Below are 25836 nucleotides of genomic sequence, written 5' to 3' on the forward strand. Positions count from 1 at the left end.
GCAAGCAGCGGCACGTTTGCGATAACCTCACGCCTAACAACAATGCGCCGCAGCGCGGCGACGAAAGCGGGAGGTCGTCCGATGTCCGACATGCGCGTGCTCGCCACCGATCTGGAATTTCCGGAAGGGCCCGTGGTGATGCCCGACGGCTCGGTGGTGCTGGTCGAGATCCGCGGCAAGCGCCTGACGCGGGTGTTTCCCGATGGCCGCAAGGAGGTCGTGGCGCAGATTCCGGGCGGGCCGAACGGCGCAGCCCTTGGGCCTGACGGCAAGATCTACATCTGCAACAATGGCGGCTTCTCCTGGATTCCGACCGGCAAGATGATCATGCCGGGCCCGCAGCCCGAGGACTATCTCGGCGGCTCGATCCAGCGCGTCGATCTGCAGAGCGGCAAGATCGAGACCGTGGTCAGCCGCTGCGGCGAGCATGAGCTGCGCGGGCCGAATGACCTCGTATTCGACCGCCATGGCGGCCTGTGGTTCTCCGATCTCGGCAAGCGCCGCGCCCGCGACATGGATGTCGGCGCGTTCTACTACCTCAAGCCCGGCATGAGTGAGATCGTCGAGGCCGTCCACGGCATCCTGCCGGCCAATGGCATCGGGCTGTCGCCGGATGAGAAGACCGTCTACATCGCGGAGACGCCGACCGCGCGTCTCTGGGCCTACGATCTCGTCGAGCCCGGCACGGTGAAGCCGCGCGAGGTGATCTATCGCGGCGAGCGCGGCCGGCCGATCGCGGGCCTCGGCGGCTACCAGATGTTCGATTCGCTCGCGGTCGAGGCGAACGGCAATGTCTGCGTCGCCACGCTGGTGACCGGCTGCATCAGCGTGATCGCGCCCGACGGCACGCTGGTCGAGCAGGTGCCGACCGGTGACCGCGTCACGACCAACATTGCCTTCGGCGGTCCCGAGCTGAAGACGGCCTACATCACGCTGTCGGGCAGGGGTGAGCTGGTGGCGATGGACTGGCCGCGGCCGGGCCTGCCGCTGAATTTTCTGAACAAGTAGGACAGCTGGGCATCGTCATGACGCTGCGCGGATGATAACGAGCAACGTAGAACGTTCTCGGAATTGCTCCTCATGGTGAGGAGCGCCGTAGGCGCGTCTCGAACCATGAGGCCCGACCTCGGCCTCATCCTTCGAGACGCAGCGCTGCGCGCTGCTCCTCAGGATGAGGGGAAGGAGTGTCAAATGCCCTTTCTCGAACCAGTCACCCTCCGCGGCGCGCACGCCAGCCTCGTGCCGCTGTCATCAGACCATCACGACGCGCTGGTCGAGGCGGTCAGCGACGGCGAATTGTGGAAGCTGTGGTACACCGCAGTTCCGAAACCCGAGACCATGGCCAAGGAGATCGAGCGCCGGCTCGGCCTGCTCGCGGCCGGCAGCATGCAGCCGTTCACGGTGCTCGACCCCGACGGCCGCGTCGCCGGCATGACCACCTACATGAATGTCGATGCCGCCAACCGTCGCGTCGAGATCGGCTCGACCTGGTATGCGAAGCGGGTGCAGCGCAGCGCGCTCAACACCCAGTGCAAGCGGCTGCTGCTGGCGCACGCCTTCGAGGCGATGAACTGCATCGCGGTCGAGTTCCGAACCCACTTCTTCAACCACCAGAGCCGGCGCGCCATCGAGCGGCTCGGCGCCAAGCAGGACGGCATTTTGCGCAGCCACCAGATCGCGCCGAACGGCACGCTGCGGGATACCGTCGTCTACAGCATCACCGCGGCCGAATGGCCGACCGTGAAGGCGCATCTGGACTACCAATTGAATGACAAGCCGCGCTGATCGCGCTATGGCCGCTTGCCGCCTGGCGCGGCGGACGATGACGAGACCGGGACGAACGACCAGATGGATACCTTCGACTATGTGATCGTGGGCGCCGGCTCTGCCGGCTGCGTGCTGGCGAGCCGCCTCAGCGAGGACCCGTCGGTGACGGTGTGCGTGCTGGAGGCGGGGCCACGCGACTGGCACCCCTACATCCATCTGCCGGCCGGCTTCATCAAGACCTTCTACATGAAGAGCATCAATTGGGGCTATCAGCAGGAGCCGGGACCCTACACCGCTGGGCGCAGCATCTACGCGCCGCGCGGCAAGACGCTCGGCGGCTCCTCCTCGATCAACGGCCATGTCTACAACCGCGGCCAGCGCCAGGATTTCGACACCTGGGCGCAGATGGGCAATCGCGGCTGGAGCTATTCCGATGTGCTGCCGCACTTTAAGCGCATGGAGAAGCGCATCGGCGCCGGCGAGGATCAGTATCGCGGCCGCGACGGCAACCTCATCGTCACCACCATGGAGTGGAAGGACGCGCTGTGCGAGGCCTTCATGGACGGCGCGGTGTCGCTCGGAATCCCGCGCAATCCCGACTACAACGGTGCGATCCAGGAAGGCGTCTCCTACGTCCAGCGCACCATTCAGAACGGCCGCCGCGTGTCGTCGGCAACCGCGTTCCTGCGTCCGGCCAGCAAGCGGCCGAACGTCGAGGTGCGCACCCATGCGCATGCCACCGGCGTCGTGCTCGAAGGCAAGCGTGCGGTCGGCGTGCGCTATAGCCGTGGCGGGCGCGGCGGCGTCCCGGTCGAGGTGCGCGCGCGAAAAGAAGTGATCCTGTCCGGCGGCACCTACAATTCGCCGCAGCTGCTGCAGCTGTCCGGCATCGGTGCGCCCGAGCTGCTGCAGGAGCACGGCATCGAGGTGCGTCATGCGCTCCGAAGCGTCGGCGAGGGCCTGCAGGACCACTACGCGCCGCGCACGGTGGCGCGCGTCAAGAACATCAAGACCATCAACGAGCTCGCGCGCGGCGTGAATCTGTGGGGCGAGGCGCTGAAATGGGCGGTGACGCGGCGCGGCATCCTGTCGCTGTCGCCGACCATGGTCTACTGCTTCTGGCATTCCGGCGAGACCGCCGAAAGCTCCGACCTGCAGCTCACCTTCACGCCGGCGAGCTACAAGGAGGGCGTGCAGGGCCAGCTCGAGGACGAGCCCGGCATGACGGTCGCGTCGTGGCAGCAGCGACCGGAGAGCCGCGGCTATGTGCGGCTGCGCTCGGCCGATCCGTTCGCGCCGCCGCTGATCCAGACCAACTATCTCACCGCCGAGCTCGATCGCCGCGTCGTCGTCGCCGGCATGAAGCTGGCGCGGCGGCTGCTCGCCTCCGCGCCGCTCGCGCCGTACTACGCGTACGAGGATTTTCCTGGGCCGAAGGTGCAAGGCGATGACGAGCTCCTGGCAGCCGCAACGCAGCGTGCCACCACCACGTTCCATCCCGGCTGTTCCTGTCGCATGGGACCGGCGGACTCGACCTGGGCCACGGTCGACGACCAGCTCCGCGTCCACGGCCTTCAGGGCCTGCGCGTCGCCGATGCCTCGATCATGCCGCGCATGATCTCCGCCAACCTCAATGCTGCGACCTTGATGATCGGCGACAAGGCGGCGGACCTGATTTTGGGCAAGGCGCCGGCGGCGGAGAGCCTGTCGGCGTAATGGGGCGCCCCACACTCGGCACTTGCTTGGAGGTCGGGCAATCACCCCAGCGGAGGTGAGTTCCCCTCCCCCTTGCGGGGAGGGGTCGGGGGTGGGGGTCCACGGGCGCTGAACTCCGTTGTGGGCGCGCTGTCGGCAGGGCGCTGTTGTTTCGCAAGAGCGAACCACGATATCTGCAAGTCGTGATCTATCGCACGAGTCAAAGCAAGCCGAGGGTGGCCCGGCGAGCTAACGATGTGGACACGGTTCGGAGCTCTCAATCGCTCATCATTTAGAGCAGGACTCGCGGACCCCCCACCCCCGACCCCTCCCCGCAAGGGGGAGGGGAGCTCACTGCCCGTGCGGCAGGCGGCGGTCACGCGCGACGTGCACAAACTACTTCACCAGCCTGAACTTCCCGCCCTCGACCTTGATCAGAAACGCCGAGCGCTCGTCGTAGCCGTTGTGGTCGGTCGGGCTCATGTTGGACAGGCCGTTGTTGAGATAGACGTCCTTGCCGCGCTCCAGCGCGTCGCGCAGGGCGCTACGAAACTCCGGGGTGCCGGGCTTGGCGGCCTTCAGTGCGCCGGGAATCGCGCCCTTTAGCAAGGTGACCGTGTCCCACAGATGCGCGGCGAAGATGTTCGGCTTGTCGCCGTTGACGGCCTGATAGGCGGTCACGAATGCGTCGTTGGCCCGACGGAACGGATCCTCAGGCGCGAGATCGTCGGCGATCGAGAACGCCTCGCCGGCGAATACCGCACCCTCGACATTCTCCTTGCCGAGCTTGATGAACTCCTGCGTCGCGACGCCGTGGGTCTGGAAGATCTTGCCCGCATAGCTGCGCTCGCGCAGCGCCTGCTGCGGCAGCACAGCCGGCGTGCCGGCCGAGGCGATGAACACCGCGTCCGGATTGGTGGCGATCACCTTGAGCGCCTGGCCGGTGACGCTGGTGTCGCCGCGGGCATAGACCTCGTGGGTGGTCACCGTGAGCCCGAGCTTCGGCGCCAGCTTCGTCACCTCCTGATAGTAGCCTTCGCCATAGCCGTCGGACACGCCGATGAAGCCGAGCGTCTTCACCCCGCTCCTGGCGATGTATTTGAGCATCGCCGCGGCCATGATGTCGTCATTGGGCACGACCTTGAATGCCCATCTGCGCTTGTCGTCCATCGGCTGCACGATCGCGGTCGAGGCCGCCAGCGACAGCAGCGGCGTCCTGCTTTCGAGCGCGACGTCGAGCATCGGCATGGTGACCGGCGTCAGCGACGAGCCGATGATGACGTCGACACCATCCTGGATCACCAGCCGGCGCGCGTTCTGCAATCCCTTCACGCTGTCGGATTCGTCGTCGAGCGCGATATAGACGATCTTCTCGCCGCCGATCTCCTTCGGCAGCGCAGCTACCGCCTTGATCTGCGGCTGCCCGAGCGCCGAGCCGGGCCCGGTTGCGGACACCACGATACCGACCTTGATGTCGGCGCGCGCGGGCGAGCCGAAAGCCATCGTTGCAGCAATTCCGATCGCCGTGAGCGCGGCTCTCATCGTGGTTCCTCCCCGTTGAGCGTGCTCGGCGCGTTGACTGGCCGAGACTTTGGCCAATGAGCGTAGCCGGACTGGCGGCCTCGTGTCTGTCCCCGTGGTTGGTGACGCGGGGCGGCGCTTCCAGCCGAGGCGGGTTGCTGCTAGGTTTCAGCGAACAAAGAGATCCGGGAGGAACGCATGGAGGCTCAGGGGCCTGGCATCGAGGCGGCCGGCGCCGTCGGCGCGATGGTGCTCGCGATCGGACAGCCCGAGTTTCCGCAAGTCCTGATCGAGACGCTGCGCACCGTTGCCGATGTCGGCCACTGCATGGTGTTCACCTTCGAGAACCAGCGCTCGGCGCGCTGCCTGCTCAGCACGGGGAACATCGCGATCGGGCCTGATCTCGGCGCGGCCTATTCGGAGCATTTCCACACGGCCGATCCGAACCGGGACACGATCTTCCGCAGGCGCGCGGACGCGCGCCACATCCTGCTGCCGAATTTCGCGCGCCGCATGTACCCGAAGGGCTACCGCAAGCTGTTCTTCGAAGATTCCGAGATCGTCGACAAGGCCGCCACCGCGATCTGGGTCGGCGAGCACTGCACCTACGTGAACTTCTATCGCACCGCTGTGCAAGGCGGTTTTGCGCCCCACGAGCGCCAGCGCATCGCCGCGGTCGCCCCGATCGTGGGGGCCATCGTCGCGCGTCATTGTCAGGATTGCGCCGCCGCGATGGACCCCGCCGACAAATTTGCTTCGTTGTTTGCCGCCGGCGGACCGCTGTCGGTGCTGACCGCGCGGGAGAAGGACGTCTGCCGTCGCATCCTCGAAGGCTTCACCTCCGAGGCGATCGCCGGGGATCTTGGCATCGCCCTCAACTCCGTCTTCACCTATCGCAAGCGCGCCTATGAAAGGCTCGGCATCGCCTCGCAGAACGAGCTGTTTGCGATCGCCCTCCGCCTGATGGCGACACCGCGGCCGCTGAACTGAGCGAGGAGGGCTCGCCTGCTGTCACCCATCGCCGGGACAGACGTTGCCGGAGCGTGCAGCTAGCCTGCGCCGTCAGACCGGAGACCGAGAGTGAGCACAGCACCGCGCTTCGATATCGATACCGCCACCTTCTGGGCCGATCCCTATCCGGCGCTGGCGCGCATGCGCCAGGAGGCGCCGATCGCCTTCGTGCCGCAGCTCGGCAGTACGCTGTTGTGCCGTCGCGACGACATCTTCGTGTCCGAGAAGCAGATCGACGTCTTCAGCTCGCATCAGCCGCAGGGCCTGATGAACCGGCTGATGGGCCACAACATGATGCGCAAGGATGGCGCGGCGCACATGGCCGAGCGCCAGGCGATCGCGCCGGCGGTGTCGCCGCGGGCCGTGCGGGTGCACTGGCTGGCGCAGTTCCAGGCCCATGCCGACCGGCTGATCGACGCGCTCGATCCCACCGCCGACGTGGACCTCGTCCGCGACTTCGCATTGCCGTTCTCGGCCGAGTGCCTGAAGCTGATCACCGGCCTCACCAACATGCGCTTTCAGGACATGAATGCGTGGTCGCAGGCGATGATCGACGGCATCGCCAACTACACCGCCGATCCCGCGGTCGAGGCGCGTTGCAGCGCCGCGACTGCCGGCATCGACGCCGCCATCGACGACATGCTGCCGGTGCTGGAGAAGACCCCGAACCAGAGCCTGCTTGGCGTGATGCTTGCCACGCAAATGCCGATGGAGAGCATCCGCGCCAACATCAAGCTCGCCATCTCGGGTGGCCAGAACGAGCCGCGCGATGCGATCGCCGGCACGGTATGGGCGCTGCTGACGCATCCCGATCAGCTCGCGCTGGCCCTCAATGGCGAGGTGCGCTGGCTGCAGGTATTCGAGGAATATGCCCGCTGGATCTCGCCGATCGGCATGTCGCCCCGGCGCATCGCCAAGCCCTGGACGATTCGCGACGTCGCCTTCGAGCCGGAGGAGCGCGTGTTCCTGATGTTCGGCTCGGCCAACCGCGACGAGGCGCATTTTTCCGGGCCGGATCGCTTCGACATCCGCCGCGACGTCTCCAAGAGCATCGCCTTCGGCGCCGGTCCGCATTTCTGCGCCGGCGCCTGGGCCTCGCGGGCGATGATTGCCGAGGTCGCATTGCCGACGCTGTTTGCGCGACTGCCGAACCTGAGGCTCCGAAACACCGAGCCCGTGCGCATCGGCGGCTGGGCCTTCCGTGGCCTGCTGAATCTGCCGGTGACCTGGAACGCGGGGCCGAATTGACGGACGCAATCCTCTTGCGTCGCGACCATCGACATTCCGGGGCAAGGCCGTAGGCCTTGAACCCGGAATCTCGAGATTGTGTCGGCACCCGCAACCGCGTAGTTGGACGAGATCACATAGCTCGCGGCCAGCGTGAAGCAGTCGTCCCAGGTGATAGGTGAAGGCTGAGGTGCCAAAACGACCTAGAGGCCGGTGAGCAATTTCTTGAGAAGAGCGTTGAGCGTCTTCTGTTCCGCCGGTGTCAGGACGGAAATCAATCGTGCCTCCAGGGCCACCATTGGACCGATCAGATCGTCGATCGCGCGCTTGCCGGCAGGGGTTAAGGCAATTTGCCTGCCACGTCGGTCATTGGGATCGGGGTATCGTTCGACCAATCCGGCGCGCTCCAACCGATCGAGGCGGTTCGTCATGCCGCCTGAAGAGATCATTGCCGCTTCATAGAGCTGGGTCGGTGAAAGCATATAGGGCTCACCGGCGCGCCTGAGGGGCGTGAGGACGTCAAACTCGCCAACCTGTAGCCCTGCTTCTGCGAGCAATGGGTTCATGTGGTCGCGGATCACCCGTGCGGCGGCGTCAAGCAAACGCCCCACGAGCTCTACAGGCAGCGTTGGAAGATCAGGGCGCTCGCGAGCCCATTGTTTTGAAGCGATCTCGGCACGATCCATGGGCAAGTGTCTTTCGATAAAGTATCTTGATATTAAGATACATTTGGACTACCGCTATGAGGCGAGGCGACAGCTTGGCCTCATAGGTCTTGGAATGAAAGCGATGCCCAACATGATTTTGGTGAACTTCCCCGTGAGAGATCTCGCCGCGTCGACAGCATTCTACGTTGCCCTTGGTGGGGCGGTGAACTCACAGTTTTCCGGCGAAAGCTCGACGTCCCTCATGTTCACGAACACGATCGGTGTGATGCTGCTGACCCACGATCAATATCGCGAATTCACCAAACGCCCGATCGGCGACGCTCGACGCGAGAGTCAGGCTATGTTCGCCCTTACGGTCGCCGACCGCGATGCCGTTGATGCAACCCTAACTCGCGCTGTTGCTGCGGGCGGACGCGCCGATCCCAACCCAGCTCAGGATCTCGGCTTCATGTACAACCGCCACATTGAAGACCCGGATGGCTACGTTTGGGAAATCGTGTGGATGAACTCGTCAGCAAACACCTAAACGTGGAAGATTACCCCATAAGCACAGATCACTCATGCCGGCGTCTCCTCGGGGTGCCAGTGAATCGAGCCGCCCTTGTCCCGCAAGCAATTCAATAGGTCCTGAGCCGAGGATGTCTCCCGCCGGGCGACCTGCTCGAATACAGGCCTGATGGCGCCGAGGAGCCGCAGCGACGCCTTGCTGGGTGAGCGGCGCTGTTTTCATCCTGGCGTGAGCTTCCAGGCAGTCCGGCATCCCGCGCACGCAACAAAATTTTCCTTTCGCTTTTTCGGAAAGTGTGCTTATCTCCTGCCAACCCGCCTCGTGCAGAGGGACGTACGCGTCGTCACGATACGTGGAGGTGGGGGGCGATGGACGTGATGGCTGCGCCAGACGAGCGCAGTCGGCGCGTACGGAGAAGTCGTGTGGTCCTGGCCTCTCGACGCTGAGGTCAAGTCCGCGGTCGTTGCTTGACGGCACGCGCGGACGATGGGGGCAAGACAGCCGATCCCCAGGGAGATCACGTATAATTCGTAGAGCCATCGCGCAGGGAAGGCCGGGATGTCTCGGCCGAACCTGTGGTTCCTGCCCCGTGCATTCTTTCCGCACGGGGGCCATGGGGGCGGCGAGCTCCCGGCCTTCCCTGCGCCCTCTCGTTGTTGGGGAGGGGACGTGACCGCCGCATCACTCGGGCCTCATCAGCTGCGAGAGCGTGTACTCATGAGCAGAATGGGCGGATGTGAGATCAGCATGAGCCTCTACAAGCTCCGCCGTCACGCCCGGCTTCGCGGGTGATGACAGACATGGCGAGGATGGGCTGTTGGAAACGTCGATCAGATGTCGGACGCGCGACCGCAACGACCGATGTCAGTCTCACGCCTCCAGCGCAGTGCGGATCATGCGCGCAAGATCGGCGCTGACGTAGGGTTTGGCGAGCAGCAGCACGTCGGCATCGAGCCGCCCATGATGCACGATCGCGTTCTCCGTGTAGCCCGATGTGTAGAGCACCTTCAGCCCGGGACGGCGCTTCTCGGCCTCGATCGCGAGCTGGCGGCCGTTCATGCCGCCTGGAATGATGACATCGGTGAACAGCAGGTCGATCCGTTCCGGATTGTCGATCAGCGCCAGGCCCTCGGCGGCGTTGCTCGCGGCGAGCGTGCGATAGCCGAGACGGCGCACCTGAGCCACGACGTAGTCGCGCACCAGCGCATCGTCCTCGACGATCAGGATGGTCTCGTCGCCCTGTGCGACAGCCGGCCGGCCGGGCTCGGCCGCCGGCGGCTCCGGCGCGCTCGCGGCCCGCGGCAGATAGAGCTTGACCGTCGTGCCGTGGCCTTCCTCGCTGTAGATCTTGACGTGGCCGTTCGATTGCTTGACGAAGCCATAGACCATGCTGAGGCCGAGACCCGAGCCCTTGCCGACGTCCTTGGTGGTGAAGAACGGCTCGAACACCTTGTCGAGCAGCGGGGCGGGAATGCCCTGGCCGGTGTCGCTGACCGCGATCATGACGTAGCTTCCGGGCTTGGCGTCGCGGTTCAGTTGCGCGTAGTGCTCGTCGAGCGTGACGTTCTTGGTCTCCAAGGTCAGCTTGCCGCCGTCCGGCATCGCGTCGCGCGCGTTGAGCGCGAGGTTGAGGATCGCCGTCGACAATTGGCTCGGATCGATCAGCGCCGGCGCGCTGTCATGGGCCAGCATCGATTCGATCTCGATCTGCTCGCCGAGCGTCGGCCGCAGCAGACGGCCGGCTTCGACGACGAGCGCATTGATGTCGGTGGCGCGGGGCTGCAGCGGCTGGCGGCGCGAGAAGGCAAGCAGGTGCCGGGTCAGATCGGCGCCGCGCTCGGCGGCGGCGCTGATCATGCCGGCGATGCCGGCGAGCTGGGGCTTGTCCTTGACCGCATCGGCGAGGATCTCGATCGTCCCGGTGATGACGGTCAGGATGTTGTTGAAGTCGTGCGCGACGCCGCCGGTGAGCTGGCCGATCGCCTCCATCTTCTGTGCCTGACGGACCTGGGCCTCGTTGGCCTCGATCTCCTGGAATCGCCGCACCATCGCCTCCGCGGCGCGGCGCTGCCGGATCTCCTCCTCGAGCTGCGCATAGGCCTTCTGCAAGGTGATGCGCGTCGGCAGCACCAGCAGTTGCGGCAGCATCTTGATCATGACGACGATGATCCCGATCGAGGTCACGCCGAGAAAGACGTTGATGATCCCTGTGATGGTCGAGGTCGGCACCCAGAGATCGACGATCGCGAGCACGCGGGTGACACCGACGACGGCCACGAAAGTCGCAAGCGCCCCGACGATGCCGCGGAACATCACGTCGCGCCAACGCCGCCGCAGAAACGTGCCGACCACGAAGGCGATGGTGAAGAAGGCGCTGGCGACCAGTCCGTTGGACACGACCTGCAGCCATATCCATACCGGCGCTCCCTGCAGACCCGCCGCTTGCACCGTCAACGTCGGCATATGCAAATCATCCTCAAAAACGCAACGCGCCAAACCCGGTGGCGGCCCGGCCTGTCGTCGTCTCAACCCGAACGGATCATTCAGCTTTTCGCCTCTGGCGCAAGGGCAATGGCGGCTTCGACGCGGATCGCGGCAGGGCGCCTTCGCGCCGCCGCGAATGCCGCACCGCCGCGCGGCGTCAAAAGCCTGCCACACATCCTTTACCGGCCGGTCACGCGGCTGTTAACGCGCCGACCTAAGTCGCTCGACACCGTCATCACCATGGGGAATGAACGAGATGTCGAACACGATCGCGCACAACCGGCGCGAGTTCCTGCGGCTGCTCGGAGCGTCGGCTGCGACCGCGGCCCTCGGCCAGAGCATCGAGCGCGCGCATGCCATTCCGGCGTTCAACCGCCACGGCAGCATCGAGGACGTCAAGCACATCGTTGTGCTGATGCAGGAGAACCGCGCCTTCGATCATTACTTCGGCGCGATGCGCGGCGTGCGCGGCTTCAACGATCCGCGCGCCGTGAAGCTGCCGAACGGCAACCCGGTGTGGCAGCAGCCGGGCGGCACGGGATCGGTGATGCCGTTCCGCGTCGACAATGCCGGCCAGGTCTATGTCGAGGACGTGGCGCATGGCTGGAACGACGGCCAGAAGGCCTGGAACAACGGCAATTACGACAAGTGGATCGCCAACAAGGGCACCACGACGATGACCTGCATGAATCGGCAGGATCTGCCCTGGCACTATGCGCTCGCGGACGCCTTCACGGTGTGCGATTCGTATTTCTGCTCGGTGATGGGCCCGACCGATCCGAACCGCTACTACTTGTGGACCGGCTGGGACGGCAACGACGGCAAGGGCGGCGGCCCGGTCATCACCAATGCGGAAGCCGGCTACGACTGGACCACGTTCCCGGAGCGGCTGGAGAAGGCCGGCATCTCCTGGAAGGTCTACCAGGACATCGGTCTCGGCCTGACGGCGGAAGGCTTCTGGGGCTGGACCCAGAATCCGTGGATCGGCAATTACGGCGACAACTCGCTGCTGTATTTCCACCAGTATCAGAACGCGCAGCCGGGCAGCCCGCTGTACGAGAAGGCGCTGCGCGGCAGCAACATCGCCAAGGGCGGCACGTTCGAGAACCTGTTCGACGGGCTGCGCAACGACGTGCGCAACGGCACGCTGCCGCAGGTGTCGTGGATCGCAGCTCCCGAAGCGTTCAGCGAGCATCCGAACTGGCTGCCGGGGCCGGGCGCCTGGTACATCTCCAAGGTGCTCGACATCCTGACGTCGAATCCGGAACTGTGGAGCAAGACCGCGCTGATCATCAACTACGACGAAGGCGGCGGATTCTTCGACCATGTCGTCGGCCCGTATCCGGCGATGTCGCAGGCCTGGGGCCAGTCGACCGTCGATGTGAGCACGGACCTCTTCAACGGCGACGGCAGCCACGTGGCTGGTCCCTACGGCCTTGGCGTGCGCGTGCCGATGCTGGTGGTGTCGCCGTGGTCGCGCGGCGGCTTCGTGTGCTCGGAAGTGTTCGATCACACCTCGGTGATCCGTTTCATCGAGCGCCGCTTCCATCACAAGGCGCCTGATTTGTTCGAGAGCAACATCCCGGCCTGGCGGCGCGCGGTGTGCGGCGATCTCACCTCGGCGTTCAACTTCACCTCGCCCAACGAAGGCATGGCACCGCTGCCGAGCACGGCCGGCTTCAAGCCGCCGGTCGCGGACATCACCTCCGGTGCGCGTTTCGACGACTATCACCCGGTTCCGCCGGCCAAGCAGGTGATGCCGCAGCAGGAGCCTGGCATTCGCCCGGCGCGCGCGCTGCCCTACGATCTCCGCGTCGACGGCGATGCCGACGCCGCGCACAGGACGTTTGCGATCCGCTTCGTCAATCCGGGGCAGGCGGGCGTCTGCTTCCACGTCCGCTCCGGCAACACCGCGGCCGGACCGTGGAGCTACACCGTCGAGGCCGGCAAGTCGCTGCGGGGCGCATGGGACCTTGCGGCCAGCGCCGGCCAGTACGATCTGTCGGTGTACGGGCCGAACGGCTTCTTCCGCCACTTCAAGGGCGGCGTCGCCACCACCGCCGCGCTGGTCGATGTCGACACCGTCCATCTCTGCGATTGGGACGATGGCGACGATTCGCGCAGCCTTGCGATCGCGCTCACCAACAAGGGGGCGAGCTGCGTCGTGACGCTGGCCGACAACTACACCGGACGCAGCGAGCGGCACCGCCTGCAGCGCGGACAGCGGCTCGAGACGCGGGTTCGCCTGCAGCAGACCCATGGCTGGTACGATCTGACGGTCACGACTGATACCGATGCCAACTTCAACTGGCAGCTCGCGGGTCATGTCGAGAACGGCCGGCCCAGCATCAGCGACCCGGCGATGGGCAGGATCGCCGCGACCTGATCGCGAACGATATCGGGATGCGCCCGGAGCGATCCGGGCGCATCCTCAAGATGATGAGGTGACGAGACTTTGCTCGGCGTCGTCGGCATTGGGATCACCCGGCGCGGTGGCCCAGGCGAGTTCGACCAAAGTGACGATGCGGCGGCCGGCGCCATCGAGCTGGCAGACGATGAGGCCCTGGTCCTCGATATAGGTCAGCAGGCGCTGCGCCCGGCGCAACGAGTGCGAGCCATAGGCGCGGGCGATCGCGGCATCGCTCGGGCAGGGGCGCCCGTCCTTGGCGGCGCGGGCGATCATCATGAACACGCCCTGCATGTCCTCAGGGAGCAGCGAGGCGCGCAGCGTGACGTCCCGCCAGCCGGCGTCGTCGGCCGTCTCGTCGCCGCCGAGCCCCGCGCGGGCGCGCGTCAGCATGCGGCGGAACTCGTTGAGGTCGGGCACCGCCGTGCCCAGCCCCTCGATGCGGCAGCGCACGACGAACTCCTGGTACAGCACGCCGACGGCGCGGAAGCCGGCGTCGGGCTCGGCCAGCACGGCGCGCAGCACGCGCTCGACGCGGGCGCGGCGCTCGGCGAGCTCCTCCTCGCTGACGGCGGGCGCCGGCGGTTCGGGGCGCAGTTCGAGCGCGGCGGACTTCGCCGCCATCAACTGGTCGAGCAGCTCGGGCTGCGGCTTGCGCTGCGGCCTCGCGTTCGTCTCGGGCGGCGGTGCGGCGAGAATCACCGCGCGGGCGTCCTCGAGCGAGGCCTCCGGCAGCGGCATCAGCCGCGGCGTCGCGTTGCGCGGCTTGGTGTCAGTCGGGCCGATGCGCAGGCCCAGCGGCCGGCGCGACAGCGCAGGGCCCAGCGCCATGAACTGGCCGCGCTCGAGGTCGCGGAACGCCTCGGCCTGGCGCCGCTCCATGCCGAGCAGGTCGGCGGCGCGGGCCATGTCGATGTCGAGGAAGGTGCGGCCCATGAGGAAGTTCGAGGCCTCGGCCGCGACATTCTTGGCGAGCTTCGCCAGTCGTTGCGTCGCGATCACCCCCGCCAGCCCGCGCTTGCGACCGCGGCACATCAGGTTGGTCATCGCGCCGAGCGAAGCCTTGCGGGCCTCGTCGGAGACTTCGCCCGCGACGGCCGGTGCGAACAGTTGGGCCTCGTCGACCACGACCAGCATCGGGTACCAATGGTCGCGGGAGATCTCGAACAGGCCGTTGAGAAAGGCGGCCGCGCGCCGCATCTGATTCTCGGCATCGAGGCCTTCGAGGTTGAGGACCGTCGAGACGCGATGCATCCGCGCCCGTTCGCCGGCGACCTGCAGCGCGCGCTCGGTGTGATCCTCGGCCGCGATCACGAGATGGCCGAATCGCTCGGCGAGCGTGACGAAGTCGCCCTCCGGATCGATGATCGTCTGCTGCACCCAGGGCGCGCTCTGCTCCAGCAGGCGGCGCAAGAGATGCGACTTGCCGGAGCCGGAATTGCCCTGCACCAGGAGCCGGGTCGCCAGGAGTTCCTCGAGGTCGAGAGCTGCAGGCGATCCCGCCGCCGTCTGCCCCATCTCGATCGCAACCGTCATGTGCCCCGACTCAACCCCGCCTCACGCAGAGGCTGGCGCTTAACAAGCGCAGGCGCGCACGTCGAGCGTTTGCGGCGGACTGTCCCAAATTGCGAGATCGGCTGTGGATGGACAGATGGAACCCGCCTCGCCGCCGAGTTCCCCGTCGATGCGCTTGTCGCTCGTTCGGGCCCGTGCTTGGCGCCCGCGCGCATTTCGCGATACTGTGCGGCGAAAAAGGGGCCAAAAGGGACCAGGAGTGAACCAGCATTCGGATGCCGGTCGCGCAACGTTTCAGGCGTTCGCGCGCGGGGCCGACTTCCTGCAGGGTGGCGGCGAGATGGGAGCGCTCATGCGCATCCATGATTGGTCACGGACGCCGTTGGGGCCGCCCGAGAGCTGGCCTCAGTCGTTGCGCACGTCGGTCAGCACCTGCCTGGACTGCGCGTTCCCGATCCTGATCTGGTGGGGCCAGGAGCTCGTCATGCTCTACAATGACGAGTATCGCCCGATCCTCGGCTCGCAGAAGCATCCCGCCGCGCTGGGGGCACCGGGGCGCGCGGTATGGTCCGAGATCTGGGAGGTCATCAGCCCGATGTTGCGGCAGGTCGTTGGGCTTGGCGAAGCGACCCGCTCACGCGACATGCCGCTGTTCATCGACCGCCATGGCTACCTCGAAGAGACCTATTTTTCGTTCTCGTATTCGCCGATTCGCGATGAGACCGGCGGCGTCGGCGGCGTATTCACCCCCGTCATCGAGACGACGGCCCGGGTCGTGGGCGAGCGCCGCATGCGGACCTTGCGCGATCTCGCCGCGCGCGGCCGTGCCGACAGTCTGGCCCACGCTTGTCGCGAAGCCACCGATGTCCTCGCCGAGAATCCGCATGACGTCCCGTTTGCGGTGATCTACCAGCTCAGCGAGGACCAGCGATCGGCACGGCTGTTGAGCGCTGCGGGGGTGCAGCCGGACAGCGCGATCGCGCCGGCGCAGATTGCCCTCGACGGCAACGGAGGCGCGCTGTGGCCGATCCGGGAGGCGGCGCGTGCGGCGGCACCGATTCGCGTCGTGCTGGATCGTGCGAAATTTGCCGGCGTGCCGACCGGCGCATGGCCCGAGCCGCCACAGCTGGCGCTTGCGCTGCCGGTTGCCACGGGCCGGGAGCAGGCGACGGCGATCCTGATCTGTGGCGTCAATCCGCGCCGCGCCCTCGATGCCGAGCACCAGGGCTTTTTCGATCTGATGGCCGCTCAACTCGGCAGCGCCTTCGCCGAGACGCTGGCCTATGAGCAGGAGCGGCGCCGCGCCGAGACGCTCGCCGAGATCGATCGGGCCAAGACCGCGTTCTTCGCCAATGTCAGCCACGAGTTTCGCACGCCGCTGACGCTGATGCTCGGTCCGCTCGAAGATGTCCTGCTGCGGTCGCAGAGCTTGCCGCCGGCGGATCGCGACCGGTTGGAAATCGCCCAGCGCAATGCCTTGCGGCTGCTCAAGCTGGTCAACACGCTGCTGGATTTCTCGCGGATCGAGGCCGGCAGGATGCAGGCGGTCTACGCGCCGGTCGACCTCGCGAGCCTGACCGCGGAGATCGCCAGCACCTTCCGCTCGGCGATCGAGGCCGCCGGCCTCAGGCTGATCGTGGATTGCCCGCCGCTGCCGGAGCCGGCCTATGTCGATCGCGAAATGTGGGAGAAGATCGTCCTCAACCTGCTGTCCAACGCGTTCAAGTTCACCTTCACGGGCGACATTGAGGTCCGGCTCGTCACCTGCGATCGTCATTTCGAGCTGAGCGTGAAGGACACCGGAACCGGCATCCCGCAGCACGAGCTGCCGCGACTTTTCGACCGTTTCCATCGCGTCGCCGGCGCGCGCGGCCGCACCCATGAAGGCTCGGGCATCGGGCTCGCGCTTGTGCATGAGCTCGCCGAGTTGCACGGTGGATCCGTCGCAGCGACCAGCGAAGCCGGGCAGGGCAGCACGTTCGTAGTCAGAATTCCCAGGGGACGAAGCCATCTGCCGTCCGACCAGGTCGACGCGGCGCCAGCGCAGGAGCCGATGTTCCGCGGTGAGCGCCCCTTCATCGAGGAGGCGTTGCGCTGGCTGCCGGATACGCCGCCGCTCGATGCGCATGCCGTTCGGGACATCGACGTCCCCGCCCCCTCCGCCAACAGGGCCGGGCCGCGCCCCCGCATCCTCCTGGCCGACGACAATGCCGACATGCGCGACTATGTCCGCCGCCTGCTCGCAGCGCGCTACGATGTCGAGACCGTCGCCGATGGTGAAGCCGCGCTCGCAGCCATCGCCCGCGACAAACCCGACCTCGTTTTGTCGGACGTGATGATGCCGCGCATCGATGGCATGCAGTTGCTCGCCCGGCTGCGCGCCGATGAACAGGTCGGCACCATCCCGGTGATCCTGCTGTCGGCCCGGGCCGCAGAAGAGAGCCGCGTCGAAGGCATGGAGGCCGGTGCGGATGATTATCTCATCAAGCCGTTCAGTGCGCGTGAACTGCTGGCGCGCGTCGAGGCGCATCTCAAGATGGCCCGGCTGCGTGCCGAGGCGACGGAGCGGCTGCGTGCCAGCGAGGAGCGCTATCGCGCTTTCGTGACGGCGAGCTCCGACGTCGTCTATCGCATGAGTCCTGACTGGCGGGAGATGCGCCAGTTGCAGGGCAAGGACTTCATTGCCGATACGATGAAGCCGAGCCAGGGCTGGCTCGCGAAATACATTCATCAGGACGATCAGCCGCAGGTGATGGCGGCGATCAGCAGGGTCGTTGCGACGAAGAGCATGTTCGAGCTGGAGCACCGTGTCATCCGGATCGATGGCAGCCTCGGTTGGATCCATTCGCGCGCCATCCCCATTCTCGGGCGCAACGGCGAGATCATCGAGTGGTTCGGAACGGCGCGCGACATCTCCGAGCAGAACAAGGCCGAACGGGAGTTGCGCAAGAGCGAGGAGCGCCTGCGCAGCGCGGTCGAGGTGGGGCGGCTCGGCCTGTGGGACTGGAACGTCGCGACCGGCGAGGTGTATTGGTCGGACGAGCACTTTCGCATGGAAGGCTATGGTGTTGGCGAACTGACCCCGAGCTACGAGGTCTGGGCCGCGCGCATCCATCCCGACGATCGTCCCGCAGCCGAAGCCGCGCTTCACCGCGCGATGGAGGCGCACCAGGAATATGTCAGCGAGTTTCGTGTTGTGCATCCGGGCGGCGCAATTCGCTGCCTGTACGGCCGTGGGCGCTTCTTCTATGACGATGCAGGACGACCGATCCGCATGACCGGCGCCATGGTCGACGTGACCGAGCGGCGCGAATGGGAGGAGCGGCAGAAGGTGCTGGTCGCCGAACTGCAGCATCGCACCCGCAACCTGCTCGGCGTGGTCCGCTCGATGGCCGACAAGACGGCGCGCGCGAGCACCGATCTCGGCGATTTTCGCGCCCGCTTCCGTGATAGGCTGGATACGCTGTCGCGCGCCCAGGGCCTGCTGTCGCGCCTCAAGGAGCATGATCGCGTCACCTTCGACGATCTGATCCGCAGCGAGCTGTCTGCTGTCGCCGGCGGTTCCGAGCGCATCGAGCTTTCGGGGCCGTCCGGCGTTCGGCTGCGGTCGTCGACGGTTCAGACCCTTGCCATGGCGCTGCACGAGCTCGCCACCAACGCGGTCAAGTATGGTGCGCTGGCGCAGCCGTCCGGCCGGCTCTGCGTGGGCTGGTCGCTCGAGTGCGAAGGCGCGGAGGGACGACCCTGGCTGCACATCGAGTGGCGCGAGAGCGGCGTCGACATGCCGCCGCCAGCCACGATGCCCCGCGGCACCGGACAAGGGCGCGAGCTGATCGAACAGGCCTTGCCCTATCAGCTCAGCGCGAGGACCTCATACACTTTCGAATCCGACGGTGTCCGTTGCACGATATCGATTCCCGTTTCGCTCACCACACTGGAGCTCGATGAGCATGCCTGAACGCTCGCTTCGCGACCGTCATATCCTCATCGTCGAGGACGAATACATGCTTGCCGACGAGCTGCGCTGCGCCTTCGGCGGCGCCGGTGGCACGATCCTGGGCCCGGTCGGAACCGTCCCTGACGCGCTCGCGTTGATCAAACGCGAGGGGCGGATCGAAGGCGCCGTTCTCGACGTGAACCTGCGCGGCGACATGGCGTTTCCGGTCGCCGATCTGCTTGTCGAGCGCGGCGTGCCCTTCGTCTTCACCACCGGTTACGACGAATCGGTCATTCCGGACCGCTTCTCGAAGATCCTCCGCTGCGAGAAGCCGATTGCCGTCGATGGGATCATGCGCGCGCTCGGACGCCTGATCGAGAGGACGGCGCCGCAATGACGCGTTCGGCCCCGTCGGATTGAGCCGGGCGCCTCACACCTCGCGCCGGCTGAGGAAGGCGAGCCGCTCGAACAGGTGCACGTCCTGCTCGTTCTTGAGCAGCGCACCGTGCAGCGGCGGGATCAGCTTGCGCGGATCGCGCTCGCGCAACTGCTCGGGTCCGATGTCCTCGTTGAGCAGCAGCTTGAGCCAGTCGAGCAGCTCGGAGGTCGACGGCTTCTTCTTCAGGCCGGGCACGTCGCGGACCTCGAAGAAGATGCGCAGGGCCTCCTCGACCAGACGCTTCTTGATGTTAGGGAAGTGCACGTCGACGATGCGGCCCATCGTATCCGGATCGGGGAACTTGATGTAGTGGAAGAAGCAGCGGCGCAGGAACGCATCCGGCAACTCCTTCTCGTTGTTGGACGTGATGATGACGATCGGGCGCAGCTTCGCCTTGATGGTCTCGTTGGTCTCGTAGACGTGGAATTCCATCCGGTCGAGCTCGAGCAGCAGGTCGTTCGGGAACTCGATGTCGGCCTTGTCGATCTCGTCGATCAAGAGCACCGGCCGCTGCTCAGCCGTGAAGGCCTCCCACAGCTTGCCGCGCTTGATGTAGTTCTTGATGTCGGACACCCTGCTGTCGCCGAGCTGGCTGTCGCGCAGCCGCGACACCGCGTCGTATTCGTAAAGGCCCTGCTGCGCCTTGGTGGTCGACTTGATGTGCCAAGTGAGCAGCGGCGCGTTGACGGCCTTTGCGACTTCCTCGGCCAGCACGGTCTTGCCCGTCCCCGGCTCGCCCTTCACCAGCAGCGGGCGCTCGAGCACGATCGCCGCATTGACGGCCACTTTGAGGTCGTCGGTGGCGACGTAGTCCTGGGTGCCGGTAAATTTCATCGCGTCTCGCTCATCGTTCGAACTTGTGTTGAGTGGCTACGCAGCGGCAACGCCGCTGCGGCCTTGAGATGATGGCTGCCATCGGAAGCAGAAATAATCAAGCGCGCCTGATCAATGAGAGGATCACGAGCACGATGACGGCGCCGATCGTGGCGTCCAGGATCGTCCCCAGCGTGCCGCTGGCGAGCGCAATGTGCAGTGCCGGCAGCACGTAGCTTGCGACCAGCGCGCCGACGATGCCGATGACCATGTTGCCGATCAGGCCGAAACCGGCGCCGCGCACGATCAGCCCTGCCAGCCAGCCCGCGATGGCGCCGATGATCAGCGCTGCAATGATACCCATGAAAGCCCCCATTTCGCCTGTTGTTCCAGGGATTGTAGAGCAAAATGCGGGCGGGTCCAGCGCGGGGCGTGGAGCGGCCCTTGACGTGCCCTCCCGGCCGCGCGATCTAATGGGCATGTTCCTGCAATTCTTCACAGCGCTGCGCGACGCGCAGGTCCCGGTCTCCTTGCGTGAATATCTCACGCTGATGGAGGCCGTCGACGCCGACCTCGCCGAGCATTCGGTCGAGAATTTCTACTATCTGTCGCGCACGGCGCTGGTGAAGGACGAGCGAAATCTCGACAAGTTCGATCGCGTGTTCGGTACCGTATTCAAGGGGCTGGAGAACCTGCTCGATGCGATGGAGAAGGCCGAAATCCCCGAGGAATGGCTGAAGAAGCTGGCCGAGAAATATCTCACCGAGGAAGAGAAGAAAGAGATCGAGGCCATGGGCTGGGACAAGCTCATGGAGACCTTGAAGAAGCGTCTGGAAGAGCAGAAGGGCCGTCACCAGGGCGGCAGCAAGTGGATCGGCACCGCCGGCACCTCGCCATTCGGCGCCTATGGCTACAATCCCGAAGGCGTCCGCATCGGCCAGGAGAAGAACCGCAACAACCGCGCGGTGAAGGTGTGGGACCGCCGCGAGTTCAAGGATCTCGACGGCAATGTCGAGCTCGGCATCCGCAACATCAAGGTGGCGCTGCGCCGGCTGCGCAAGTTCGCCCGCACCGGTGCGCCCGACGAGCTCGACTTGGACACCACGATCCGCGAGACCGCCAACCACGGCTATCTCGACGTGCATATGCGCCCTGAGCGGCGCAATGCGGTGAAGGTGCTGGTGTTCTTCGACATCGGCGGCTCGATGGATTCCCACGTCGCGCAGGTCGAGGAGCTGTTCTCGGCCGCCAAGAGCGAATTCAAGCACATGGAATATTTCTACTTCCACAACTGCCTCTATGAGGGCGTATGGAAGCAGAACAAGCGGCGTTTCACCGATCGCACGCCGACCTGGGACGTGCTGCATAAGTACCCGCACGACTACAAGGTCGTGTTCGTCGGCGACGCCTCGATGTCGCCCTATGAGATCATGGTGCCCGGCGGCTCGGTCGAGCACGTCAACGAAGAGCCGGGGTCGGTGTGGCTCGACCGCGTCATCCGCACCTATCCACACGCGGTGTGGCTCAATCCGGTGGCGCAGAAGCACTGGGACTATTCGGAGTCCACCACCCTCATCCGCCGCATCTTCTCCGAGCGCATGTATCCGATCACGATCGAGGGTCTGGAAGCGGCGATGAAGGAACTGGTGCGGTGATGCTGTCATTCCGGGGCGCCCGAAGGGCGAACCCGGAATCCCGACATTGCGTTGCCACTTCGAGATTCCGGGTTCGATGCTTCGCATCGGCCCGGAATGACGCCAAGAGGAAACGAGAGAATGCCCCAGACCATCACCCGCGGCATCAAGGCGCTGCTCGACGAAGCCAATGCCGAGATCGCCACGCTCTCTGCGGCTGAGGCAATCGAGGCTGCCAAGCGCGATGACGTCGTCATCGTCGATATCCGCGATCCGCGCGAGATCGAGCGCGAGGGCAGGATCCCCGGCGCGTTCTCCTGTACGCGCGGCATGCTGGAGTTCTGGATCGATCCGCAGAGCCCCTATGCCAAGGCGATCTTCCAAGAGGACAAGACGTTCATCTTCCACTGCGCTGGCGGCCTGCGCTCTGCGCTCGCTGCCAAGACCGCGCAGGACATGGGCCTGAAACCGGTCGCCCATATCGGCGGCGGCTTCGCGGCGTGGCGGGACGCCGGCGGACCGGTCGAGGCCTGGGCGCCCAAGAAGAAGGATTGATCGCTGCCCATCACGCGCGGGCTTGACCCGCGTGTCCATCGCTTGAAGAAGATGGATGACCGGATCAAGTCCGGCCATGAGGACCGAAAGTGACCGCGGAGCCACGCATGACCACCCCCAACGACCCTCTCGTCTCCACCGACTGGCTCGCTGCGCATCTGGGCGATCCCTCGGTGAAGGTGCTCGACGCGACCTTCAAGATGCCGGGTGTGCTGCCGCTGCCGAAGGACGATTATCTGAAGGCGCACATCCCCGGCGCGGTGTTCTTCGACGTCGACGAGATCTCCGACCATTCCAATCCGCTGCCGCACATGTATCCGAGCGCCGAGCAGTTCGGCCGCGACGCAGGCCGGCTCGGCGTCAGCAATGGCGATACGGTAGTGGTCTATGATTCCGGCGGCTGGGTCGCCGCGCCGCGCGCCTGGTGGATGTTCCTGTCATTCGGCCACACGGATGTGCGCGTGCTCGACGGCGGGCTGAAGAAGTGGATGGCGGAGGGACGCCCGGTCGAGAGCGGACAGGTCACGGCGGCGCTCGGCACCTACAGCGCGAAATTCGATGCCGCGCGCGTGCGCCGGATCGAGCAGATGGTTGCCAATCTCGCTGGCAATGCCGAGCAGGTGATCGATGCACGGCAGGCGCCGCGCTTCGCGGGCGAGGTCGCCGAGCCGCGGCCCGGCCTCCGATCCGGCCATATCCCCGGCAGCCGCAATCTGCCCTATGCGGAGTTGTTCGACGCGACGACCGGCGTGATGAGGCCGCTCGACCAGTTGCGCGAGGCATTCGGCGCCGCTGGAGTCGATCTCGCCAAGCCGATCGTGACCTCCTGCGGCTCCGGCGTGTCGGCGGCGGTGCTCACGCTGGCGCTCTATCGTCTCGGCATCCGCGACACCGCGCTCTACGACGGCTCGTGGTCGGAGTGGGGCATCGAGAACGGACCGCCGGTTGCGACCGGGCCAGCCTGATCGGCGGCTCTTCTTTACCGTGTGCGCGGCCCGGCCGCCTGCTGGCTGACCGCCTGCGGTTGACCGAACGGCTGCTGCCCGAACGGATCGGGGAATGCGGCCTGTTGTTGCTGAGCAGCAGCAGCAGCAGCTTGGCGTGCCGACCGGAGCCGCTGTGCGATGCGCCGCTGGTTGGCGCGGCGCGCCGCGATCTGCTTCTCGCGGGCCTGGCGCTTCTTGAGGATGCTTCGGCGCAACTGAATGCTCGCGACCTTCACCGAGGCACGATGCTCGCTGGCGGCGGGCCGCTCCTGATGAGCCGGCTGTTCGGCCAGTGCGGCGAGCTTGGCGGCGATCGGGTCAAGCACCGCCGGAACGGGCGCGAGCGCGGTTGAAGCGGCGGCTACGGTCGTCATCATCGGATCGGCGCTGGCGAGGATCTGAGGAGCTGGCGGCGGCGGTGCCACCACGGCTGCCGCAGCTTCACGCGACGCCCGCGGCGGGGCGGTCGCTGCAGTCTCGGGCGAGCTGTCCATGCTCGGCTTGTCGAACGCTTTTTCGACCGGAACGACGATCGAAGCGGTCGTGTCCGGAATGGAGCGCTCCGGCTTGATGCTCTCGATCCGGTCATTCGTCGCGGACGCGGTCGCGACAATGGCGGAGGTGCGGGACGTGTCGACCGTTTCCGCCGGCAGCGAGGGCGTCGGCAGATCGGTGGCCACCGCAACGGGGGTCACTTCGGGCGCTTCTGTGAGCGGCGCCGCCGTCGACGGCGCGCTCGGCTGTTCGGACGTTGCCGGGGCAGCATCGGCCACGACCGGCGGCGGCGTCACCGGCGGTGTCGGAATCGAATCCACCCGCAGCACCGCGAGCACCGGCGTGGGTTCGGCCGGCGGTAGGAACGTCGTGAAGCCCGACGCCTGAGTCGTGCGCCAGGACGCGTTGCTGGCGAACTGCTCATGGGCGGCGCGCAACAGAGCCGCAGCGCCCATGCCGAAGATGGTGAGAGAAATGGAACAGACGATCGCGGCGACCAGAAAACGAAAGCCGGGAAGCATTGACGGTAACTCTCGCCACGGCAGCGGGACTGCCGAGACATTCGAGCCAGTAGGGAACGCGGTGATCACAGGGAATAGCCGCGTCCGCGACGAGGCCGGCTTCTGCCGTGCATCGCGAATCAGGCTCACGTCAGAATACCGGAAGTGTTCCCGCCCGCTCGGCAAATCACGGCATCGATAGGGCCTGCGGGGGCTCCGCTGCACTTTTTCGGCGGCGTGAGACTTCCGTGCAACGACGGAGACATGATCACAAATTGCCGAAGTCGGGCCGCTCTGGCCGGAATTGTCTTGAATGCGCCGCTATCTTCGGCCATCTGGCACAGCAAAGGTCCCAATCGGCGGCTTGGGGATACTGCAAGGGCGATGATGATCAGACAAATCCTGACGGTTTGCGCGGTCGCGGCAGCGGGCGTGACGGCAGCTTCGTTTGCCGAGGCACAGCAGGTCTATCAGACCGCGCCTGGAGCGTATTCACCGGCGCCGACGCCTTACCCGGCCGATGCGCGCGGGCAGGGGCAGGATTTCGACGCGCTCGACGACGAGGATGCGCCTGGCAATTCCGCGGCCCTGCCGCCGCCCGGCCCGGTGATCTCGCCGGACGATCCGCGCTACGGTCGTCCAGCCAATGCGCCGGTCTATGGCGCTGCTGCTCCGACCGGCCCCATCCTTTCTCCCGACGATCCCCGATATGGGCGTCCGGCCGGTGCAGCGGTCTATGGAGCAGCTCCGAACGGCCCCGTGATGTCCCCGGATGATCCACGTTACGGCCGTCCGGCTGGTCCGCCCCCGGTGATCTACGGTGATCGTCCCGCCTCCGGCCAACAGGCTTATGGTGGCGCCTACGGCAACAGCGCGCCTGGTGGCGACTCCGGTGCGCCGCGGCCGCCCGGCGCCGTCGGTGGCGCTCCCGCCGTCGCGGGCGCCGCACAGGCTCCGGCCGCCGGCGATCGGCCGATGACGGTGGCAGCTCTGCCGCCTGAGGAACAACCCGATGCGGCGCCGGCGCCGCTGCCGGCGAACCTGCGCCGGCAGGAGGTCGACTTCGTCACCAAGGAGCCGCCGGGAACGATCGTCGTCGATACGCCCAACACCTATCTCTATCTGGTGCTCGGCAACGGCCGGGCGATGCGCTACGGCGTACGTGTCGGCCGCGAAGGCTTCACCTGGACCGGCGTGCAGAAGATCACCAAGAAGACCGAGTGGCCGGACTGGTATCCGCCGAGCGAGATGATCGAGCGCCAGCCCTATCTGCCGCGCTTCATGGCCGGCGGTCCCGGCAATCCGCTCGGCGCCCGCGCGATGTATCTGGGCTCGACCGTGTACCGCATCCACGGCACCAACCAGCCGTCGACCATCGGCAAGTTCGTGTCGTCCGGTTGCATCGGCATGCTGAACGACGACGTCGCCGACCTGTTCGACCGGGTCAAGGTCGGCACCCGCGTGGTCGTGATGCCGGGCGGTGCACCTCCGGGCTCCGGCAAGAACATGGCTGCCGCCGCGGCCTCACCGGCTCAGGCGCCTGTCCAGGCGCAGGCGGCCGTGCCGGCTAGCCAGCCGGCCAACATGCAGCCGCTGCCGCCGCCGGTCACGATCCGCTGAGGCGCGTTTGCCCGAGCTGAGCCCGTTGGAAACACCCTCCTCGCGGAGGGTGTT

The 25836-nt window shown here is 66.2% G+C and carries 20 protein-coding genes; 13 read left to right on the forward strand and 7 right to left on the reverse strand.

Features of this window, described 5'->3' with window-relative positions; translation table 11 throughout:
- Positions 1-81 precede the first annotated feature (81 nt).
- The 3 genes from QX132_RS05260 to QX132_RS05270 all read left to right on the forward strand — a co-directional run bounded on the left by QX132_RS05260 (position 82) and on the right by QX132_RS05270 (position 3483).
- Complete coding sequence (locus QX132_RS05260) at positions 82-1008, forward strand: SMP-30/gluconolactonase/LRE family protein (protein ID WP_316160296.1); 927 nt, start codon at positions 82-84, stop codon at positions 1006-1008.
- 183 nt (positions 1009-1191) lie between these two features.
- The gene (locus tag QX132_RS05265) at positions 1192-1785 is read left to right on the forward strand and encodes a GNAT family protein (protein ID WP_315775948.1); all 594 of its coding nucleotides are present in this window, start codon (positions 1192-1194) and stop codon (positions 1783-1785) included.
- Positions 1786-1848: 63 nt separating this feature from the next.
- Positions 1849-3483 (forward strand): GMC family oxidoreductase, encoded by a 1635-nt coding sequence (locus QX132_RS05270; RefSeq protein ID WP_316160297.1) that lies wholly within the window; start codon positions 1849-1851, stop codon positions 3481-3483.
- A gap of 375 nt (positions 3484-3858) precedes the next feature.
- Here QX132_RS05270 and QX132_RS05275 read toward each other — a convergent pair whose 3' ends face one another.
- Positions 3859-5004 (reverse strand): ABC transporter substrate-binding protein, encoded by a 1146-nt coding sequence (locus tag QX132_RS05275; protein ID WP_316160298.1) that lies wholly within the window; start codon positions 5002-5004, stop codon positions 3859-3861.
- A 177-nt stretch (positions 5005-5181) separates the two neighbouring features.
- Here QX132_RS05275 and QX132_RS05280 point away from each other — a divergent pair, with 177 nt between their 5' ends.
- A complete protein-coding gene (locus tag QX132_RS05280) occupies positions 5182-5973 on the forward strand; it encodes a helix-turn-helix transcriptional regulator (protein WP_316160299.1) in 792 nt (263 codons plus the stop codon).
- Between the two features lie 90 nt (positions 5974-6063).
- Entirely contained in the window at positions 6064-7242 is a 1179-nt protein-coding gene (locus QX132_RS05285) for a cytochrome P450 (protein ID WP_316160301.1), read from the forward strand.
- Positions 7243-7424: 182 nt separating this feature from the next.
- Here QX132_RS05285 and QX132_RS05290 read toward each other — a convergent pair whose 3' ends face one another.
- Positions 7425-7907, reverse strand: coding sequence for a MarR family transcriptional regulator (locus QX132_RS05290; RefSeq protein ID WP_315738605.1), 483 nt, complete (start codon positions 7905-7907; stop codon positions 7425-7427).
- 103 nt (positions 7908-8010) lie between these two features.
- Between QX132_RS05290 and QX132_RS05295 the strand changes: the two genes are divergently transcribed.
- The gene (locus tag QX132_RS05295) at positions 8011-8415 is read left to right on the forward strand and encodes a VOC family protein (RefSeq protein WP_315738604.1); all 405 of its coding nucleotides are present in this window, start codon (positions 8011-8013) and stop codon (positions 8413-8415) included.
- An 852-nt stretch (positions 8416-9267) separates the two neighbouring features.
- On the opposite strand, the gene QX132_RS05300 is transcribed toward QX132_RS05295, so the two are convergent.
- Complete coding sequence (locus tag QX132_RS05300) at positions 9268-10860, reverse strand: ATP-binding protein (RefSeq protein WP_315775954.1); 1593 nt, start codon at positions 10858-10860, stop codon at positions 9268-9270.
- 277 nt (positions 10861-11137) lie between these two features.
- Between QX132_RS05300 and QX132_RS05305 the strand changes: the two genes are divergently transcribed.
- Positions 11138-13267: a phosphocholine-specific phospholipase C gene (locus QX132_RS05305; RefSeq protein WP_316160303.1), complete on the forward strand. Its 2130-nt coding sequence runs from the start codon at positions 11138-11140 to the stop codon at positions 13265-13267.
- Between the two features lie 45 nt (positions 13268-13312).
- On the opposite strand, the gene QX132_RS05310 is transcribed toward QX132_RS05305, so the two are convergent.
- Positions 13313-14824, reverse strand: coding sequence for an ATP-binding protein (locus tag QX132_RS05310; protein ID WP_315738600.1), 1512 nt, complete (start codon positions 14822-14824; stop codon positions 13313-13315).
- Between the two features lie 238 nt (positions 14825-15062).
- Between QX132_RS05310 and QX132_RS05315 the strand changes: the two genes are divergently transcribed.
- Both QX132_RS05315 and QX132_RS05320 read left to right on the forward strand, forming a co-directional pair.
- The gene (locus tag QX132_RS05315) at positions 15063-18761 is read left to right on the forward strand and encodes a PAS domain-containing protein (protein WP_316160305.1); all 3699 of its coding nucleotides are present in this window, start codon (positions 15063-15065) and stop codon (positions 18759-18761) included.
- Positions 18754-19137, forward strand: a complete 384-nt coding sequence (locus QX132_RS05320; RefSeq protein WP_315738598.1) for a response regulator — start codon at positions 18754-18756, stop codon at positions 19135-19137. Before QX132_RS05315 ends, QX132_RS05320 begins: the two co-directional genes overlap by 8 nt.
- A 33-nt stretch (positions 19138-19170) precedes the next feature.
- Here the strand turns inward: QX132_RS05320 and QX132_RS05325 are convergent, their stop codons facing one another.
- Together QX132_RS05325 and QX132_RS05330 are read right to left on the reverse strand one after the other, a co-directional pair.
- On the reverse strand, positions 19171-20013 hold the full coding sequence (locus QX132_RS05325) for a MoxR family ATPase (RefSeq protein ID WP_315717852.1): 843 nt from the start codon (positions 20011-20013) through the stop codon (positions 19171-19173).
- A 97-nt stretch (positions 20014-20110) separates the two neighbouring features.
- Positions 20111-20356 (reverse strand): GlsB/YeaQ/YmgE family stress response membrane protein, encoded by a 246-nt coding sequence (locus QX132_RS05330; protein WP_316160307.1) that lies wholly within the window; start codon positions 20354-20356, stop codon positions 20111-20113.
- 115 nt (positions 20357-20471) lie between these two features.
- On the opposite strand from QX132_RS05330, the gene QX132_RS05335 reads away from it, so the two are divergent.
- From QX132_RS05335 to sseA, 3 genes are all read left to right on the forward strand, one after another.
- Positions 20472-21647, forward strand: coding sequence for a VWA domain-containing protein (locus tag QX132_RS05335; protein WP_315755313.1), 1176 nt, complete (start codon positions 20472-20474; stop codon positions 21645-21647).
- Positions 21648-21767: 120 nt separating this feature from the next.
- A complete protein-coding gene (locus tag QX132_RS05340; RefSeq protein ID WP_315796689.1) occupies positions 21768-22181 on the forward strand; it encodes a rhodanese-like domain-containing protein in 414 nt (137 codons plus the stop codon).
- A 107-nt stretch (positions 22182-22288) separates the two neighbouring features.
- Positions 22289-23146: a 3-mercaptopyruvate sulfurtransferase gene (sseA, locus tag QX132_RS05345; RefSeq protein WP_315796690.1), complete on the forward strand. Its 858-nt coding sequence runs from the start codon at positions 22289-22291 to the stop codon at positions 23144-23146.
- A gap of 14 nt (positions 23147-23160) precedes the next feature.
- Here sseA and QX132_RS05350 read toward each other — a convergent pair whose 3' ends face one another.
- Entirely contained in the window at positions 23161-24183 is a 1023-nt protein-coding gene (locus QX132_RS05350) for a hypothetical protein (RefSeq protein ID WP_316160309.1), read from the reverse strand.
- A 363-nt stretch (positions 24184-24546) separates the two neighbouring features.
- Between QX132_RS05350 and QX132_RS05355 the strand changes: the two genes are divergently transcribed.
- Positions 24547-25782 (forward strand): L,D-transpeptidase, encoded by a 1236-nt coding sequence (locus QX132_RS05355; RefSeq protein ID WP_315775960.1) that lies wholly within the window; start codon positions 24547-24549, stop codon positions 25780-25782.
- The last annotated feature ends 54 nt before the right edge of the window (positions 25783-25836 follow it).

Origin of the sequence: Bradyrhizobium sp. SZCCHNRI20481, assembly GCF_032485055.1 — a bacterium.
Lineage (GTDB): Bacteria > Pseudomonadota > Alphaproteobacteria > Rhizobiales > Xanthobacteraceae > Bradyrhizobium.